Raw genomic sequence first — 17,362 nt, 5'->3', positions numbered from 1 at the left:
GCGCGGAGGAGGGGCTATGGCTGAGTTCGAAGACCGACAGGCCGAGCTTGCCGCCGCCCGTGCCGAGGTTGAAAGTCAGGATCGCGCGCTGCGGTCCGCCCGCGCAGCGTTGGAACGCAGCGGACGCGCGCGATGGCAGCAGGGTCGCGGCGGCGATGCCCCCGACGCGGTGGCTGAGCTGGACGCGCGTATTGCCGAACGCGAGGCGGTGGTAACCGACCGCCGGGCGCGCCTGTCTCAGGCGCGCCTGATCGAACGGGATTTAGTGGTGCAATTCGCTGCTGTGCACCCGCGCGAGCGGATCGGTAACTTGAATGATCGCATTCCGGTCTGCCTGGTGCCGTTGCGCATCGAAACGCGGTTCAAGCCGGCGGATGAGACCGATGGCGATACCGGCCAGCTTTGGGTGCGGGTCTACCCGGACGATTTCTCGGTCGACAGTTTTGAAGACACGCCATCAGACACCGAAGCGCAAAGCGCGCGCGCCTATTGGGCAGGGATCTGGGCTGCAGGCGGTGTCGAAGCACAAGAGCGTGGCGCCTGGGCTGTGATGATGGCCGGGCAGGGCGCCGGCCGGTCACACTGGATCACGCAGGCCTACAGGCCGCTGAACGAAGCCGACCGCCCGGATCCGCCGGAAAACGGCGCGTGGATGGTCCTGACCATCCCGACGCGCGCTCCGCTGGCCGCCGCCGAGGTCGATGCGCTGGGGGCGTATTGGGCTGCAACCTGGACCGCAGGCGAAGACCTTGCCGGGCAAGCCGCCGCGCTGGCTGCGCTGGAGGCTGAAACAAATGCAATACGCGCGCAGGAGTTACGCGAAAGTTACATTCCAACCAACCTCGCCGACACGCCGCCCGAAGGCGTGGCCCGTGAGGATGTGCAGGTGCAGGTCGCCTTTCTGCACTTCCCCACCGACGAGGATGCCGGGCTGCGCTTGCAGGGCTGGGCCACAACGCCGCGCGCGCGGCTGTTGCCGGATCGGCTGGTATTCATGGGCTTCAACGATGGCGAAGTGACCGAGGAACACTTGGGCGCACCGATCCAGCCGGATCTGGCTGTGGCCCCGGACCCACAGGCCGAAGAGGATGAACAGATCCGCCCCGATGGCGATGATCTGAAGGTAGGCGATGAAATGGAATGGCTCACCGATTTCGACCGGGCCGTTTCGGTTGGCATGGGCTTTCGCATCCCGCTGGATCCGGTGGCCTTTCGCCGTGGATTCGACAAGGTTCTGATCTTGGGCATGCGCCTGCGCGATGATGCCGAGGAAGGTCGCGCCGGGATGGAAGACCTGATCAGCCGTCATCACCGGTCCAAATCCGGCTTCACGATCCTGCCGCAGGGACGACCCACCAATAACGTGGAAAGCGCTGCCTCGGATTATAACTGGCGCGAAGATCCCGATGTCAGCTTTGATCACTATTTCGGCGCGGCCCCGCCTGATCCCGCGGGTTGGTTCGACAGAACCGATGGGCGTTGGCTGGCCGAGATGCTGGGGCTTGATCCGGCGGCGCTGCGTACGATCCCGCACTATGGGCGGACCGATATCTGTGATGCCAAGGCGATGAACGTGGCGCTGTGGCCTGCAACGCTTGGCTATTTTTGCGACACGATGCTGCAACCCGTGCTCGAAGATGCCACGATCCGGCGGCTGCGCAATTTCTTCAACCGGCATGTGTCGGCGCGCGGCAATATCCCGGCGATCCGCATTGGGCGGCAACCTTATGGTATCCTGCCGGTCACACCCCGATCACGCCTGCGATGGATGGCACCGCGCCACCGCGACCCCATTGGTGCGGCGGGTGTGAACACTGGTGCGCTTGGGGGCGATCCGTTCCTGCTGCGCCTCTATGGTATGATGCGGCAGTTCGAGGGTGATCTTGAGCCGCTTTTGGACCGCGTGTCTTTTATCGGCAAGCCCGGCACCACAGACCCGCAACAGGTTTTGCTGGATGTTCTGGGGTTGCATCCCGGTTCCGTCGAGTTTCAGCAGCGCTATGCCGAGAGCTTGCAACAACTGTATAACCGGATGCGGTTGAGCGGGGCAGGGGGCGGATTGATCGCGGTGGTCATTGCATTGGGATACGCCACCAGTGGTTTGAATTTGCTAAAGGAATACGGCTATGACCCCGAGGCCGACGACGCAGAAATCCCGTCCATTCTGGAAAAATACTTCACCCGTGCGCCCAACAATTTAAGCGGGCCGCTGATCGATGATGTGGCGCTGTCCGAAACGGATGCCATCCGGGCTTATACCGAAACCGGGCAGAATTATCTGGCCTGGCTGCGCGAGGCGGCGGCGACCTCACATGACACGCTTCGCAAGCAGGAGGGCTTTGCCGATGGGCGGCCGCGTGCGTTGTTGTATCACATGATGCGCCATGCGCTGGACCTAAGCTATGTTGAAACCAGCGTGCAATTGTTCGTCAATGCCGGGTTGATGACCTCGGTTGAGGCGCGACAAGCCCGGCGCGAGCCAGAGTTCATTCAGGTGAGTGAGGCGGCGCTGGCCGATCCCGCGCAAGAGGCGGCAGGCAATTCCCGTTGGACGCGGTTGTATCAGCGCGAGGCAACAATCACAGGAGTCGCCAATCGGCGCATTGGCGATTTCATCCCGACTGTGATCAACACGATGACGGCCACAGCCTATCTGAGCAGTCAGTTGCGCGCGCTGGATCATCTGAGCGGGCGGCCCACCGCCGCACTGGAACGGTGCTTTGCCGAGCATTTGGATTTGTGCACCTACCGATTGGACGCCTGGTATGGCGGGTTGATGAGCGCGCAGCTTGAGCAGATGCGCTATTCAACGCCTGTTGATCTGGATGGCGACGGGCAGCCGGACCGGGGCGAAACGGCCGTGCAGACCGGGCTATATGTTGGCGCTTGGGGATATCTTGAAGACGTGCGGCCTGAGTTCAAAAATCTGGAGCCCGTTCGGTTGGACGGCGAGTTGGGTGCAATCTTCAACACGCCGGACACGCCGCCATTGGCGCGCGATGCCAAGAACCAAGGTTATATCCACGCGCCATCGTTGAATCATGCGGTGACGGCGGCGGTTTTGCGCAATGGCTATGTGTCCAATGCAACTCCGGGCAACCCCGAAAGTCTGGCGGTGAACCTGACATCTGAGCGGGTGCGTATGGCGCTGTCGATTATAGAAGGGATGAAGGCCGACCAGAACCTCGCCGCGCTGCTGGGGTATCAGTTCGAACGGGGCTTGCACGACCGCCACGATGTCGAGGTGGATGAGTTCATCTACGATTTGCGCAAAGTGTTCCCGCTGGCCGGGGATCGTCTGCGACCGACCCGCTCCGGCAAGGCTATCAGCATTCGCAAGGTCGAGGCACGCAACGTGATCGATGGGCTGGAATTCGTCGAGCACCTGAAAGAGGGCGCGGAGGATTACCCCTTCGGGCTGGGCGATGATCTGCCCCCCGCAACCCCGGCGCAGGCCGCCGCAATCAGTGAAGAGGCAAAACGTCTTCTGGATATTGCCGATGCCGTGGCCGATCTGGCGATGGCCGAAAGCGTGCATCAGGTTGTGCAGGGCAATTACGACAGGGCAGGCGCTGTTCTGAACACCTATTCCAAGGGCAAATTCCCGGCTACCCCCGATGTGATCCGCACGCCGCGCACCGGTGTGAACCTGACGCACCGCGTTGCGCTGCATCTGCCTGTGGGCTTGGATCCGACCGATGCGGCCCGCATTTCACCGCGCGCGCGCTGCGAACCGGCACTGGATGCCTGGCTGACCGGGGTGCTGCCCGACGCGGCACGGGTGGCCTGCATCGTCGAGCTGATCGGACCGGATGGTGCTTCGTTGGCTGAACACGAGGTCAGTCAGGCCGATCTTGGGCTTTCCCCACTGGACATGCTGTATCTGCTCGACCCCGATGATGATAGGGCGGGCAAGGCGTTGGATGACATGATCGAGGCGCATGTGGCCCGTACTCATGGCCCGCGCCCGGATGTGGCAATGACGATCCATTATCGCCGTCGCATCGGTACGCTGGCCGGGCACGTGCCGTTTTTCGAGGTGACCGCGATGATCAAACCGCTGCGCCGGATGCTGCTGGAATCGCGCCCGCTGCGGCCTACCGACATGGCCCTGCAGGATGAGGCGACCGAGACACAGGACATCAGTGTCTCGCTTGATCAACAACGCATCGATCTGAACCGCACAGCAATGGCTGCGGCGCGGGACGATCTGGACGCTTTCGCAGTTGCTCTGTCGGCACAGCTTGGGGCCGATCCGCAGCCCATTGCGCAGATCGTGACGCAGGTTGACGCCACCGCTGACGATTTTGTAAGCGCCGTTCTTGCCGCGCAGCTCTTCGCGCAGTTGGAGGCAGGTACCGGAGTGATCTTTGGCGATCGCGGCCGGATATTTGCTGGCCTGCAGGCCACGCTGGATGACCGGGTGCAGCGGCTGGATGACCGGCTGGCCGAGTTCGATGCGGCCATTGCCACTTTTGACAGTGATCCTGGCGCGGGCGACAATGCTAAATTCGAAACGCTGATCCTGGCCGAGCGGCTGATCGCAGCCACCAACACCGACCCGCAGCCCGGCGACCCAACCACTTATCGCAATGATCTGGTGAACATCGCACGCACCGCTTTTGTCTCCGAACGCGATGCGCTTGCAGCGATTGGCGCGGCTCAGGACACCGTTTCCGGCCTGCATGACGCCATCAAGGCACAGCTTGCGACCTTGGCGGATTTTGACACCGAACCGCTGGATCTAAGCAACCATGTCACCGGCATTGTCACGCTGGCCACTGACATGGCAAGCCGTGCGGCGAGCATGGCCGCTGAAATGACGACGCGCCTGGAAGCGGTGGATGCCCTGATGACCCAGGCGGATGCGCAGACCGATCCTCGCCGCCAGGTCGAAGACCGGACCAAGGCGGCGCAGACAATCTTTGGCGACGATTTCCAGATGGTACCCAGTTTTGCTCTGCCGCCCCTGCAAGGGGCGGAATGGCGTGCAGCCTGGGGGCTGGGGGCCACTGCCGACCGCTCAATCCTGTCCTATCAAGAAACCACGCTGGGCCGCCCCTTCCCGGTGGACGATTTTGTCGCCGGTTTTGCCCGGGTCCGGGACAAGATAGGCGCCCTCGAAACCGTCACCCAACTGACCGAGGCCTTCGGTACCGCCGATCCGGCCCTGCAACCGCTGCAATTTCCGCACCGAGCCGATCTGCCGTGGCTGGCGTTGGATTATCCGCAGACCTTGCCGGATGGCAGTGATCTTGTGATCGACGAAGACAAGCTGCTTTATACCGCCCACTACGCGGTGCCCTTCGACGAAACGCAGGATCAGGCCGGGCTGTTGCTGGATGAAATGACCGAGACTATTCCCAGCCGGACAGAAGATACTGGCCTGACCTTCCACTATGACCGGCCAAACTCTGAGCCGCCGCAAAGCCTGTTGCTGGCCTTGCCTGCCGAGTTCACCGGGGCGTGGCGGTGGGACGATCTGGTGGACAGCGTACTGGAAACCATGGATCTGGCGCGTAAACGGGCGATTGAACCGGACCATATCGATACCACTGGCTATGGGCGGTTCCTGCCCTCTGTGATTTCAGCCGTGACGCTTTATCCGCTGACCGCGGCGCTCAACTTTGCGGAAAATAACAACTTTTCCGCCGTCATGGCCAATATTGTGCAAGGAAACAGTGATGAATGATTTCGTTGCCCTTTCGAATATCGAGGCGGTGTTCACCGCTAAGCGTACGTTGCCGACTGTCACACTGTGGAATCGTCTGGAAGGGCGTCCGCGCCGGCATGATTTCGACCGTGCGCTTCAAGCCGAAGTACGCGATGCGCTGTGGATGCTGACCAAGCAATGGCAGATGGGCGAATTCAAGGGCGACGACGCGGGATCACCGATCACGGCCAAGGTGCATTTTGAAACCTCTCAGCTGACCAAGTACCGCCCGCGTGGTCATGATGCCGAAGCTTTCGACGATGATGTGCCGCTTGAGGCCAAGGTCGAGCAGCGCCCGATCCCCTTTGAGGCGGGCGCGCAGACCATGGCAATCGATATCCGCGCCGAAATGGGCCGCCGCTGGTTGAAGCTTGTAGACGGGATCGAGGCCGGTCTGCGGCAGAAGTTCATCAATGAATTTGGCTTTGACGCGCCAGACCCGTCGGCAGCGGCAGACGCCGCCATCTGCGCGCATCTTGACAGTTGGCAAGCGGTCTCGGCCTTGGCGGGCAGGGCGATGGACGGCTATGAACTGCTGCTCTGGCTGCGCACGCCCGGCCAGCACGCGCATGACAGGATTACGCTGGACAATGCGGCAAGCGCCGGACCCATCGAGGATGCCGAGGCGGTGTTCCTCGCCTGGTATGAACGGTTGTTTTATCAGCCTGACGAAGGTGTCGGTGATGCGTGGCAACCGCCCAAGCTGGAATATGCCTTTGACACCTCGGCACCGGTACATGGCGGTGGTGAGGCGCATCTGACTGCGGATGAGTATTTTCACGGCCATCTGGACTGGTACAATCTGGATTTCGAACCGGGCGGTAACGGACTTGGCCCGGTTGCGGATGCTCCGGCCCCCGCCGATGTTTTGGACGCTACCACGTCCAGCTTCCTGCCCACTCCGATCAGTTTTGAAGGTATGCCGCACACGCGCTGGTGGCGGTTCGAGGACGGCAGCACCAATTTCGGCGACGTGGATCCCGATACGACCGAAATCAACAAGCTTCTGGTGATGGAGTTTGCGCTGGTCTACGCCAACGACTGGTTCATGCTGCCGCTGACGATGCCCGCAGGCACCTTGTCCAAGGTGCGCGGGCTGAGCGTGACAAATGTCTTTGGCGAGCGGCTGTGGATCGAGGCGGCGGGCAAAGGCGATGACGAGGATTGGCAGCGTTGGTCGATGTATAATCTGGCGACGCGCGGCTCGGATGACATTCCAGCTGATACCAGTCTGCTTGTGATTCCCTCGGCACCGAAAATCCACGAAGGCCGCCCGCTGGAGGCCGCCGAGCTGATCCGCGACGAGGTAGCGAACATGGTCTGGGGTATCGAAACCCGGGTGCCGCTGCCGCATGGGCAAAGCCGCTTCGGACGCCGCACCGGGCACGAAACCCGACGCTATTTCAAACGGTTGATCGAAGAGGGTGGCCCCTTGCCAGATCCACCGGATCCGCTGGAAAACGACGCCGCATGGCGTTACCGCGTGATGACCCGCGTGCCTGAAAACTGGATCCCCTTCGTGCCGGTGCATGTGCCCGGCAGCACCCGGGAAATCCAGCTGCGTCGCGCCGCTATGCCCCGCCTGATCGACGGCGATCCGAATCCGCCTGAACCGATCCGCCCGCGCACCGCCCTGTTGCGTCACAACCTGGGCAGTGGCGATCCATACGACGTGCATGAAGAAGAAGTGCCCCGCGCCGGTGCCAAGGTCAGTCAGAGCTTTCAACGCACAAGATGGTATGGTGGCGAGGTCTTCACCTGGCTGGGCGTGCGCAAACAGACCGGCCGCGGCGAAAAGTCCAGTGGCCTGCGCTTTGATCAGCTGCGGCGCAAGAAACGCTGAAGCCAATCTTTGTCGTAACGAGTCGGCACATGCTACGGGTTTGCTGGACATACGTAACTGGTTCAATCAGCGCACCTACTGTGCCGAAATTTCCGCGTCGTTTTCACCCAAGTGTTTCTACACCGTTGTCTCGTGCTTCCGTTGCCGGGCCAGACGCCAGTTCAGTTGTGTCTGTAGTGGCAGTGTTCGCAGAAGACACCTAAAGTGATGCCGGGACGATTAGCGAAAGCCCAAGTCGGCGGGTGGAAACAAGTTATCGGTGATCGCGGGCAAGCGCGTGAATTCCCGAAACAAACAGCTGAAGCGGAAGTTAACGTAAAAGCGCTCAACCACATGACAGCTCTCGGTCGTGCGGCGTATGAGCGTGTCTTCTGAAACAAGTGGGTTTGGGACCATTCCGTCTCGATCCTGGTCCTTGCAACGCGGTCAACTGCAATCATCCATACGGCAGGTCGATACCCGGGACACTCAGTCGATGCGATCAGGTATGTCAGTCACGGTTTTCGAAACTCAGAAAAATCAACGTGCGTTTCTCATGACCCTTATCTTTCATTGCGACTCGGTAGGTGCCAGTCTCCGTTACCAATTCCCGCTGGAGATAGCTGTCAGGGTGGTTAACGGGATTAGAGCCAGAGTTTAGGTCGCCGTGTTGGCAGCTTGTTACTTCGGTCCACGCATCGTGGAAAAATCTCGTAGCTTCATTGCTTCTGAACGCAAACTCCCAATAACAAGAAACACCTGAATGTTTGGCCAAGCCTAAAAACGTCTCGCAGATCGATCCCTCTGGCGCCTTACCGGTGGTTTTGTAGGCTTCTACCGCATCTATTCGATTACAATCACCAGCCAAACCAATAGCTGGGTAAACCGCAAAAATTGTGCATAGTGCGAGCTGAATGAGCAGCAGAACACTTTTGTCTGCTGCAGCTGGCACCACCGGACCGGAAGTCAGCAGAATCTTTGAGGCTTTGCAACTAACCCGCACAGCAACCTCGACAACGGTAATCCTCTTGCCTCTCGTGATTATTCCGCGGCGTCTGAAACATTCGTGTCTGTGTACATTCCCTTCACACGCTCCTTTGTCGGATCAAAATGTGGGAACGGAACGATCATGGCTTTCAGGCGCTTTTGCTGACCATCCAATTGACCGATCTCAATAGTGCTACCAAGAACGGCATGGGTGGTTGCCACGCGACCCAAAGCAATGACCTTGCCAAGAATGGGCGACTTCATTGCGCTGGTAATTTCCCCGACCTGCGCTTTCCCGACGCGCACGCAATCGCCGGGAGAGGGGATGGTGCCGCCCTCGATTTCAAAGCCAACCAACTTTCGGTGGGGGTGGGCTTTGCGTTCTTCAATCGCCACCCGCCCGATGAAATCGTCGGTTTTTGACTTCAGCGGAACCGTGAAGCCGATGCCAGCCTCGAAAGGGTCGGTTTGGTCATCGAATTCAGACCCGGCAAAGATCAAGCCACCTTCGATCCGCAACATATCCAATGCCCCGAGACCCAGCGGAACAATCCCGTAGTTCTGGCCGACCTCCCACACACGGTCAAATATTTCCACGGCATCTTTAGGATGGCAGAAGATTTCAAATCCAAGCTCACCAGAGTACCCGGTCCGAGAAATCACGACAGATTTTCCCTGCACATCGCCTACCCGGGCGACGGTAAGGCGGAACCATGAAAGTTCATCGATTGTCGGTTGCTGGGGCGGTGTCCAGAATATCTTGGAAAGAAGATCGCGGCTGTACCGTCCTTGGACTGCGATGTTGTGCAATTGATCCGTCGAGTTGCGCACCCAGACATTCATGTTGCGTTTGCGTGCCTGTTCCTGCAGCCATAAACCACTGGTGTCGTTGCCGCCAATCCAGCGGAAGTTGGTCTCACCCAGACGATAGACGGTACCATCGTCGATCATGCCGCCATGCTCATAGCACATAGCCGTATAGACGACCTGACCAACGCTCAGCTTTTTCATGTTGCGGGTCACGCAGAGCTGCATCAGGTCTTCCGCGTCCGGCCCCACAACCTCGTATTTCCGCAGGGGACTAAGGTCCATCACTGCAACCTTGTCCCGACAGGCCCAATATTCGGCAATTGCACCGTGATTGGTCATTGTGTTGGGTAGCCAATAACCATTGTATTCGACAAAATCACGGGTGTGCCGGGCAAAGCAGTCGTGAAATGCAGTTTTCTTGGTTTCTTCCACGTCCGCCTCCGCAGATTTTCTGTAGCCTGAGGATCGTTTAAAATCCTCGGTCGCTTTGTAGGTTCGCACCTGAATATCGGTTGGGTTCCAGCCATTCGCCGGGTCTATGTCGCAAGGACAGCCGGTGCTGACACAGACAAGATCAGTCAGCGCGCGCAGCAGGACGAAATCGCCGGGCCGCGACCATGGATCATCCATTCCGATAGCGTTGGTGTCGTCCAGCATCGTGTTGAAAAAGAAGTTGATCGCGGGCCAGCCGCCGCGCGGCTTGATGCCATATTGGTTCAAGTCTTTGTTAATATTGTCCGAACAATTCACATGACCGGGATAACCAAGATCTTCGTAGTATCGGGCCGTACAGGCGAGGCCAAAGGTGTCATGTCGCCCGCAGGTGTCCTGCACGATTTCGATCAAGGGTTCCTGATCCACTGACCAATATTTCGAGAAAATCCCCGGCTGCGGGTAAAGGCTGCCCATCAGGCTGCGGGTGGTGGTGGGATCAATCTCGCGTTCGATCCCCTGATCCAATGCGCGGCGGCTGAAGGCCTGAAAGTCCGAACATTCACGCCCTCTGATATCCACGATCTGGATGAATTCGCCGGCCTTAATCTCATAGGATTGAGCGTTTCCCGGCTGAATATTGATGTCCTTAAGCGGATCGGCCAGCGGGTCGGGTGGGCTGACATCGGGCTTTTCCAATCCGGGCGCGGCGCGCTGGATGTACAGGATGATCTCTGTCGGTGGATTGTGCTCTTCCGGGCGCATGGCTTCACCCGGCGCGGCGACGATCAGAAAACCGTCGTTTTCCGCTACAAAATGCACCATGTCGCCGGGTCGAGACCCGTCTGCGAAAGCCCGAATTGCATCGCCCTGACCGATATCGAATCCCGCAATCTCCAACGCGCGCAGCACTTTCTTGCCCGATGCAGATCCATTCGCCAGCGTCGCAATCAAACCTTCCGGTCGCCCATGGCCTGACGCGCCAAGCATGCCTGCGTCGGAACTCCGGTCAGGGGCAAAGAAAACCATCTCGGCCTGCTGCAGCCCGTCGCGGTCCAGCAGGGTTATCGTATCGCCCTTGGACACCGGAACTGCGCGCGATCCTGCCCCGGGGACGGGATGGCGCTCTGTTCCATGCGGCAGGATCGGAAGGCCGGGCGCCAGAACCCCACTGCGTTCGAACGGAACTTCGAATACTGGCTTCACATTCATAGTGCACCTTCCTGAATGGATTCGGTTGCACCTCGGTGGGTAACAACCAAAAGACATCCCGTCTTAGTGCGCGAATAATGGCTGGACCCGGGAGCAAGGCTAACGAAATCACCGCTGCGATAACGAAACCCATCGTGATCTGTCAGATCGCCCTCAAGCACGAAAAACTCTTCCGCTCCGCGGTGAATATGCGGGTTCGAGCGGGTGCCTGGCGCCATTTTCATTAAGTAGCTTCCTTGCCCGGTTTCCTCATCAAAGCTGACATTCTTCCACCAGACCTGTTCTTCGCACAGGCCTTCCATGTGCATCCGGACAAAACCTGAGTCGTCGAAACGGGCAACGGTGCGTGGATTTTCCTGCTGTGTCATCTCAATCAAGCCCCAGTCTCTTTTTGCGCTGGTCTGCCCAACTGCTGATTGCCATGTCAAAGGTCAGCGCCATCAGCGATACGTTCAGGCCCAGAACGAAGTTCTTGCCTAATTGGGTGCCTGCAAGCGTACGTTGTAACTCCTGACCCAGATCCTGCGTGCCGATGAAAGCCGCGATAATGACCATGAAGAAGGCGAACATGATTGCCTGATTGAACCCAACGGCCATCGTCGGCAGCGCCAGCGGGAACTGGACTGACATCAGCTTTTGGCGCCGGGTCGAGCCGGACATATCTGCTGCTTCGGTCATTTCTGGCGGTACGCTGCTCAGGCCGATAATGGTGTACCGGATCAACGGCACGGCAGCGAAGATCAGGATCGAGAACACAACGGCCACATCGTTGACGCCGAACAGCATGATCGCGGGGATCAGGTAAATGAAGCTGGGGAACGTCTGTGCGGTGTCACAGGCCAGCAGGATACTCTTGGACCACCGTTCCGACCGAGCGGCAACAACGCCCAATGGAATCCCGATCAACGTTGCCAATGCCACCGCTGAGATCACGGTATAGAGCGTGATTACCGACCGGTCCCACCAGCCCGAGAAGGCAACGATCGTAAAGAAGATCGCCGCATAGATACCGGGCTTGCGACCGCCGACCCAATAGGCAAAGGAAACAACCAGCAGGATGAAGGCGGGTGTCGGAATGGCCAACAACGTGTTGCGGAAGGGGATCAGAACCTTGACGTTCAAGAACCAGCGCAACCATTCGGTTGTTCCCTTGATCGCATCCAGGGCCAGGAACGACTTGATAACAACGTCGATTTCCTTGCCTTGGCTCAGGTGCTGTTTGCGGCCAATTTCGGCAAGGATCGGGAACACCTGCGACAGTAGGGTAAACCCGACGAACAGACCCAGTGCGACCAATGAAATCCGATGCCGTTTCCACCAGGGTGTGCCGCGTTCGAAATGAACAGGCTGTTTGACGACCCAGGCTTTGGACATCCGATCAAGCGTGACGGCCAGAAGCACGATGGTCACACCGATCTCGAAAGAGCGCCCCAGTTTGAAGCTACCCATCATTGCCAGTAGTTTGGCCCCGAGGCCGGGCATACCGATGAACGCGGTCAGAACCACCATTGCCAGACACAGCATGATCACCTGATTGACGCCAACCAGAATTTCGGTGCGCGCCGCCGGAACATAGACATTGCGCAGCATCTGCCAGCGGGTGCAGCCAGACATCTGGCCCGCCTCGATCACTTCGGGGCTGACTTTTTTCAGGCCCAGAGTGGTCATCAGGATCATCGGAGGGATGGCAAAGGTAATCGTTGCCACGGCCCCTGCGGTTGGGCCGACCTTGAAGAAGATGACCGCCGGCAAAAGATATGTGAAGAAGGGCAGGGTCTGCAGTACAGACAGCATGGGTTTCAGCATCCGTTCAAACCAGCTGTATTTCCAGGCAGCGATACCCAGAACCAGACCCAGCAGAAACGCCAGAGGAGCCGCGACCACGATGACCGACATGGTCTGCATGGCGATCTTCCACTGCCCGATCGCTGCGGTCCAGATAAAGGTTCCCGCACCCAAGGCGGCCAGCCTCCAGCCGCCTACGGCGTAGCCAACGACAGCCGCAACGGCTGCGATTGCCGACCAGGGGATGGGGCCAAGATAGGGCCAACGACGCTTGCCTTCGAGCAGGTTCGCTGACGTGTCCAGCAAAAACTCGAGCGGGCCTTCTGCGATAAAGCGGGTCACATAGATTAGGCCGAGGTCATTCTGAATGAAGCTGAAAATCGCATCCAACACTTGTGCCGTCGGAGGGATCGCCGCTTCCGGAATGCGGTTCAGCCACTCAGGCAGAATACCGACTGCCTTTGCCAGTATCAGCGCGAAAGCGGTGACCAGCAGCACCGTCAGAACTTTGGTGCGCCCCCACGGCTTGCCTGATGTGTCCGGCAGATCGGTGGACAGGGTCGCCATCAGTCGGCTCCAAGAAGAACGTTCAATGCGGTGTCGCGTTCCAAAACACCGGTTACGGTGCCTTTGTCATCGGCGACCGGCAACAGGATACGGCTGTCATTGACCAAAACCCGGGCCAGTTCGTGAATAGTGGCACCCCCATCGATTGGCGCGCCTTCCAACGCGTGCCCGTTCACCGGCTTTGCCAAACCTCGCGCATGAACGACCCGGGCTTTGTCGATGTCTTCCGTGAACTTCGCCACGTATTTGGTGGCGGGATTCATCACGATCTTGTCGGGCGTATCACATTGCTCGACGGCGCCGTTGCGCATGATCGCAATCCGGTCGGCAAGGCGCAGCGCCTCGTCGAAATCGTGGGTAATAAAGACGATGGTTTTGCCCAGTAACTCTTGCAGGCGCAGGAATTCGTCCTGCATTTCACGGCGGATCAACGGATCGAGCGCTGAAAAAGGTTCATCCAGAAACCAGATGTCCGGTTCGATGGCCAGTGACCGGGCAATGCCGACACGCTGTTGCTGACCGCCGCTCAACTCGCGCGGAAAGTATTCTTCGCGTCCCTCAAGCCCGACAAGCTTGATAACTTCCAACGCGCGTTCGCGTCGGTCGTGGCGATCTTGCCCGCGCATTTCCAGAGGGAATGCCACGTTTTCCAGAACCGTACGATGCGGCAGCAAACCAAACGACTGAAACACCATACCCATCTTTTTGCGACGTAACTCGATCAGTTCACGCTCGCTCAGGCTCATGACGTCCTGACCGTCAACTTCGATCGTACCGCCAGTAATGTCGTGCAGGCGCGAGAAGCATCGCACCAGTGTCGACTTGCCCGACCCCGACAATCCCATGATAACCAGCATTTCTCCGCGCGCCACTTCGATCGAGACGTCTTTGACACCGGCGATGTATCCATCCGCCCGAATCTCATCGAAACTGCGACCTGCGGGCAGAGACTTCAGATAGCTCTCTGGCGAGGGCCCAAACAGTTTCCAGACATTTTTAGCTGAGATCACCGGCGCTGCGACGGACATGGCTGCTTTTCTTTCTAGTTAAACGCGGCCTTGCGTCACTTAGACAAACAAGGCCGCGTCAATTTCGTTGAGATTGACCAGATTAGCCGCTGCAGGCGCTGATCCAGGGATCAACAACGGCGCGATTGGCATCCAGCCATTCTTCAGCCGCTTCTTCCGGTTCAAGCTCATCCGTGTCGACCAACTTCGCCATCTCAGCAATCTGAGGGTTGGTGAACGAGATCTCGGTCAAAGCGCAATACGCGGCCGGCCATTTGTCTTTCATACCATCCCAAGCGGCTTTTTTCAGGTATCCGCTGGCCGGGTTGCCACAATCATACAGGGCGTCCGGGTTCGGACCCTTCGATGGGTCTTTGTCGCAGCCATCTTCCCAAACCGGAAACTCAACGAACTCGCCGGGCCAGACGGCTTCGGCAAAGTTGGGTGTCCAGTTGAAAACCAGGACAGGTTTCTTGTCGGCCTCAGCGGCGCCGATTTCAGCCCACAAAGCCGCAGCAGAGCCAGCATTGATCACGGTAAAGTTCAGATCCAGCGCCTCGGCACGTTCTTTACCATGCTTCAGCCAGTCGACCGGACCATCCAGATATCGACCCTTGTCGCCGGTTTCCGCCGTCGCAAACAGATGCGCGCAATCATTCAGCGCCTGCCAATCTGGCAGACCCGGGCAAGAGTCCTTGGTCCACATCGGATACCACCAATCCTCACGCGTGACAGCGTCATGATCGCCTGCGTCGTGCAGGCCACCTTTTTCCAAAGCCGCGCGGTAAGACGCGCCAAACGCACCTTCCCAGACTTCCATTTCCAGCGCCACGTCACCCAGACGCACGGATTCATAGACTGCCTGACTGTCGGTGGTGACATATTCGACATTGTTGCCCATCTCTTCAAAGATCAGGCCGACAACGTTCGACATCACGATCTGGCTTGACCAGTTGTGAATGGGAATAACGATCGGATCACTGCTGTCTTCCGCAATCGCACTGGTTCCCGCTACTGCTGCCAATGTTGCAGCAGAAAGTAGGTTTGTAAGTTTCATGTTCGCTCCCTGTGTGACAAATATTTTCAGCGTAAGGACTCTTCCGGTCCTGGATTTTTGCATTCTGCCCATAATTGCTCTGAACACAGAACAGAGATTTGAGGGGCTTTGACTATAAAATCTTGAGGCAAACTGGAAATTTTGTTATTTTAACAATTGGTTGTCTGGCCAAATGTGTTTTGACCCGGGAACAATAATACTGATCGTAAACACATTCATCTTGGGATTATGCCGCCAAATGCCAAAGAAAGCGCCAGCCACAGGGAAAGTTCTGCCGCCGCTCGACTATCTTCTGGCATTCGAGGCCGCAGCCAAAGCGCAGAGTTTTGCGCAAGCGAGCAAGGTTCTGAATATCTCAGAGACAGCAATCAGTCGAAAAGTGCGATTGCTGGAACAACACTACGACGTGCCTTTGTTCGTTCGGGGGCATCGGTCGGTGTCCCTGACGCAACAAGGTGCCATTTTGCTTGCGACAGTGGAACAATCACTTGATCTGATGCGGGATGTCAGCCGGGATATGTTAGCCAAACATCAGGCCAATACGGTCTCGATTGCTGCGACCAATTCCGTGGCTTCACTTTGGTTGATGCCGCAATTGCGGAAGTTCAACAAATCCAATGGGCGGATACGGATTTCGCTTGTGTCCTCAGACAGCGACGCCGAGTGCTTATCCGAAGCCATGGATCTGACCATACTGCGCGGAGATGGCGATTGGCCCGGCTATGAGGTTCAACTTCTGTTCGGCGAAACCGTGTTTCCCGTGTGCAGTCCCGAATACTTAAAAAGTAACGTGTTGGCGGCTGATCTAACTGCATTGCCGCAGCTGGACCTGATCGAAGTCACAAGCAGCCATGCAGAATGGATGACATGGCGCACTTGGCTCGGTGCGAACGGTGTTGCCACGTCTCCTATGGAGCGCGCGGTAGCTTTCAACACCTATCCATTGTCTGTCCAGGCCGCGGTTGATGGTTTGGGTATCGCATTGGGATGGGCACATCTCGTCGACCCGCTGCTTGAGAGCAAAGCATTGGTTCGACCAATAGACGGCGCAGCGGTGAGGACAAAGTCAGGATATTACCTGCTGAAAAGCCCGACACACAAAGCGTTTCCAGAGCAGCGTATTGTTCAAGACTGGCTTTTAGGGCTAAGCGCAGGGCGAAAACGCTACGCATAATCTTTCGGTTCGATTTCAAGTATAGCCCCGCCGGAGCCTGTGTTCGATCCAGTCGCCGTTCAATTCAAACATTGACCACAGGGAATATTTATTTACTTTAAAGAAATAATTTGATTCTGCATCCGGCCTATCAGACTGCCGGGTCCGGACGTGTTTGGCCTATTCTGCAGGGAGGCAATAGCCCACATGAGTTATAAATCTGACATTGAGATTGCGCGTGAGGCGCAGAAGCAACCGATTCAGGAGATTGGTGGTAAGATTGGCATTTCCAGCGATGATCTGCTGCCTTACGGGCATGACAAGGCGAAGGTGAGCCAGGAGTTTATCAACTCGGTTCAGGGTCGTGAAGACGGCAAGCTGATTCTGGTGACGGCGATCAACCCGACGCCTGCGGGTGAGGGCAAGACGACGACGACGGTTGGTCTGGGCGATGGTCTGAACCGCATCGGCAAGAACGCGATGATCTGTATTCGTGAGGCTTCGTTGGGTCCGAACTTCGGGATGAAGGGCGGCGCTGCGGGGGGTGGTTATGCGCAGGTTGTTCCGATGGAGGACATGAACCTGCACTTCACCGGGGATTTCCACGCGATTACCTCGGCGCATTCGCTGTTGTCGGCGATGATCGACAACCACATCTACTGGGGCAACGCGTGTGAAATCGACACCCGCCGCGTCGCGTGGCGTCGTGTGGTCGACATGAACGACCGGGCGCTGCGTCAGATCACGGCGTCTTTGGGCGGTGTCAGCAACGGCTTCCCGCGGGAAACCGGCTTTGACATCACCGTTGCGTCCGAGG

Annotated in this window: 10 protein-coding genes; 4 read left to right on the top strand and 6 right to left on the bottom strand. The window is 58.2% G+C overall.

The window, feature by feature from the left end; all coding sequences use genetic code 11:
- Positions 1 to 16: 16 nt before the first annotated feature.
- Entirely contained in the window at positions 17 to 5,692 is a 5,676-nt protein-coding gene (locus tag D9K61_RS15685) for a hypothetical protein (RefSeq protein ID WP_120634150.1), read from the top strand.
- A complete protein-coding gene (locus D9K61_RS15680; protein WP_120634149.1) occupies positions 5,685 to 7,556 on the top strand; it encodes a hypothetical protein in 1,872 nt (623 codons plus the stop codon). Before D9K61_RS15685 ends, D9K61_RS15680 begins: the two co-directional genes overlap by 8 nt.
- A gap of 490 nt (positions 7,557 to 8,046) precedes the next feature.
- Here D9K61_RS15680 and D9K61_RS27320 read toward each other — a convergent pair whose 3' ends face one another.
- The 6 genes from D9K61_RS27320 to D9K61_RS15650 form a co-directional block, all read right to left on the bottom strand.
- Positions 8,047 to 8,490, bottom strand: a complete 444-nt coding sequence (locus D9K61_RS27320) for a hypothetical protein (protein WP_120634148.1) — start codon at positions 8,488 to 8,490, stop codon at positions 8,047 to 8,049.
- A gap of 86 nt (positions 8,491 to 8,576) precedes the next feature.
- Positions 8,577 to 10,976 (bottom strand): DUF1989 domain-containing protein, encoded by a 2,400-nt coding sequence (locus tag D9K61_RS15670; RefSeq protein WP_120634147.1) that lies wholly within the window; start codon positions 10,974 to 10,976, stop codon positions 8,577 to 8,579.
- On the bottom strand, positions 10,973 to 11,344 hold the full coding sequence (locus tag D9K61_RS15665) for a cupin domain-containing protein (RefSeq protein WP_120634146.1): 372 nt from the start codon (positions 11,342 to 11,344) through the stop codon (positions 10,973 to 10,975). Before D9K61_RS15665 ends, D9K61_RS15670 begins: the two co-directional genes overlap by 4 nt.
- A gap of 1 nt (position 11,345) precedes the next feature.
- Complete coding sequence (locus D9K61_RS15660) at positions 11,346 to 13,328, bottom strand: proline/glycine betaine ABC transporter permease (protein ID WP_120634145.1); 1,983 nt, start codon at positions 13,326 to 13,328, stop codon at positions 11,346 to 11,348.
- Entirely contained in the window at positions 13,328 to 14,356 is a 1,029-nt protein-coding gene (locus tag D9K61_RS15655; protein ID WP_120634144.1) for a glycine betaine/L-proline ABC transporter ATP-binding protein, read from the bottom strand. Before D9K61_RS15655 ends, D9K61_RS15660 begins: the two co-directional genes overlap by 1 nt.
- 82 nt (positions 14,357 to 14,438) lie before the next feature.
- Positions 14,439 to 15,392 carry an ABC transporter substrate-binding protein gene (locus D9K61_RS15650; RefSeq protein WP_120634143.1) on the bottom strand — a complete coding sequence of 318 codons (954 nt, stop codon included), beginning with the start codon at positions 15,390 to 15,392 and terminating at the stop codon, positions 14,439 to 14,441.
- Positions 15,393 to 15,630: 238 nt separating this feature from the next.
- On the opposite strand from D9K61_RS15650, the gene D9K61_RS15645 reads away from it, so the two are divergent.
- Both D9K61_RS15645 and D9K61_RS15640 read left to right on the top strand, forming a co-directional pair.
- Positions 15,631 to 16,566, top strand: a complete 936-nt coding sequence (locus D9K61_RS15645; RefSeq protein WP_120634142.1) for a LysR substrate-binding domain-containing protein — start codon at positions 15,631 to 15,633, stop codon at positions 16,564 to 16,566.
- Between the two features lie 186 nt (positions 16,567 to 16,752).
- On the top strand, positions 16,753 to 17,362 hold a 610-nt coding region (locus D9K61_RS15640), incomplete at its 3' end, for a formate--tetrahydrofolate ligase (protein ID WP_120634141.1).

Source organism: Ruegeria sp. EL01 (assembly GCF_900313035.1).
GTDB lineage: Bacteria > Pseudomonadota > Alphaproteobacteria > Rhodobacterales > Rhodobacteraceae > Ruegeria.
The sequence above is the reverse complement of the archived record's forward strand: the minus strand, read 5'-3'. Positions and strand labels throughout refer to the sequence as shown.

What these genes read in the sequence shown, in the direction of transcription:
- D9K61_RS15685 (WP_120634150.1), top strand. Translation starts at nt 17, where the DNA reads ATGGCTGAGTTCGAAGACCGACAGGCCGAGCTTGCCGCCGCCCGTGCC.
- D9K61_RS15680 (WP_120634149.1), top strand. Translation starts at nt 5,685, where the DNA reads ATGAATGATTTCGTTGCCCTTTCGAATATCGAGGCGGTGTTCACCGCT.
- D9K61_RS15670 (WP_120634147.1), bottom strand. Translation starts at nt 10,976, where the DNA reads ATGAATGTGAAGCCAGTATTCGAAGTTCCGTTCGAACGCAGTGGGGTT.
- D9K61_RS15665 (WP_120634146.1), bottom strand. Translation starts at nt 11,344, where the DNA reads ATGACACAGCAGGAAAATCCACGCACCGTTGCCCGTTTCGACGACTCA.
- D9K61_RS15660 (WP_120634145.1), bottom strand. Translation starts at nt 13,328, where the DNA reads ATGGCGACCCTGTCCACCGATCTGCCGGACACATCAGGCAAGCCGTGG.
- D9K61_RS15655 (WP_120634144.1), bottom strand. Translation starts at nt 14,356, where the DNA reads ATGTCCGTCGCAGCGCCGGTGATCTCAGCTAAAAATGTCTGGAAACTG.
- D9K61_RS15650 (WP_120634143.1), bottom strand. Translation starts at nt 15,392, where the DNA reads ATGAAACTTACAAACCTACTTTCTGCTGCAACATTGGCAGCAGTAGCG.
- D9K61_RS15645 (WP_120634142.1), top strand. Translation starts at nt 15,631, where the DNA reads ATGCCAAAGAAAGCGCCAGCCACAGGGAAAGTTCTGCCGCCGCTCGAC.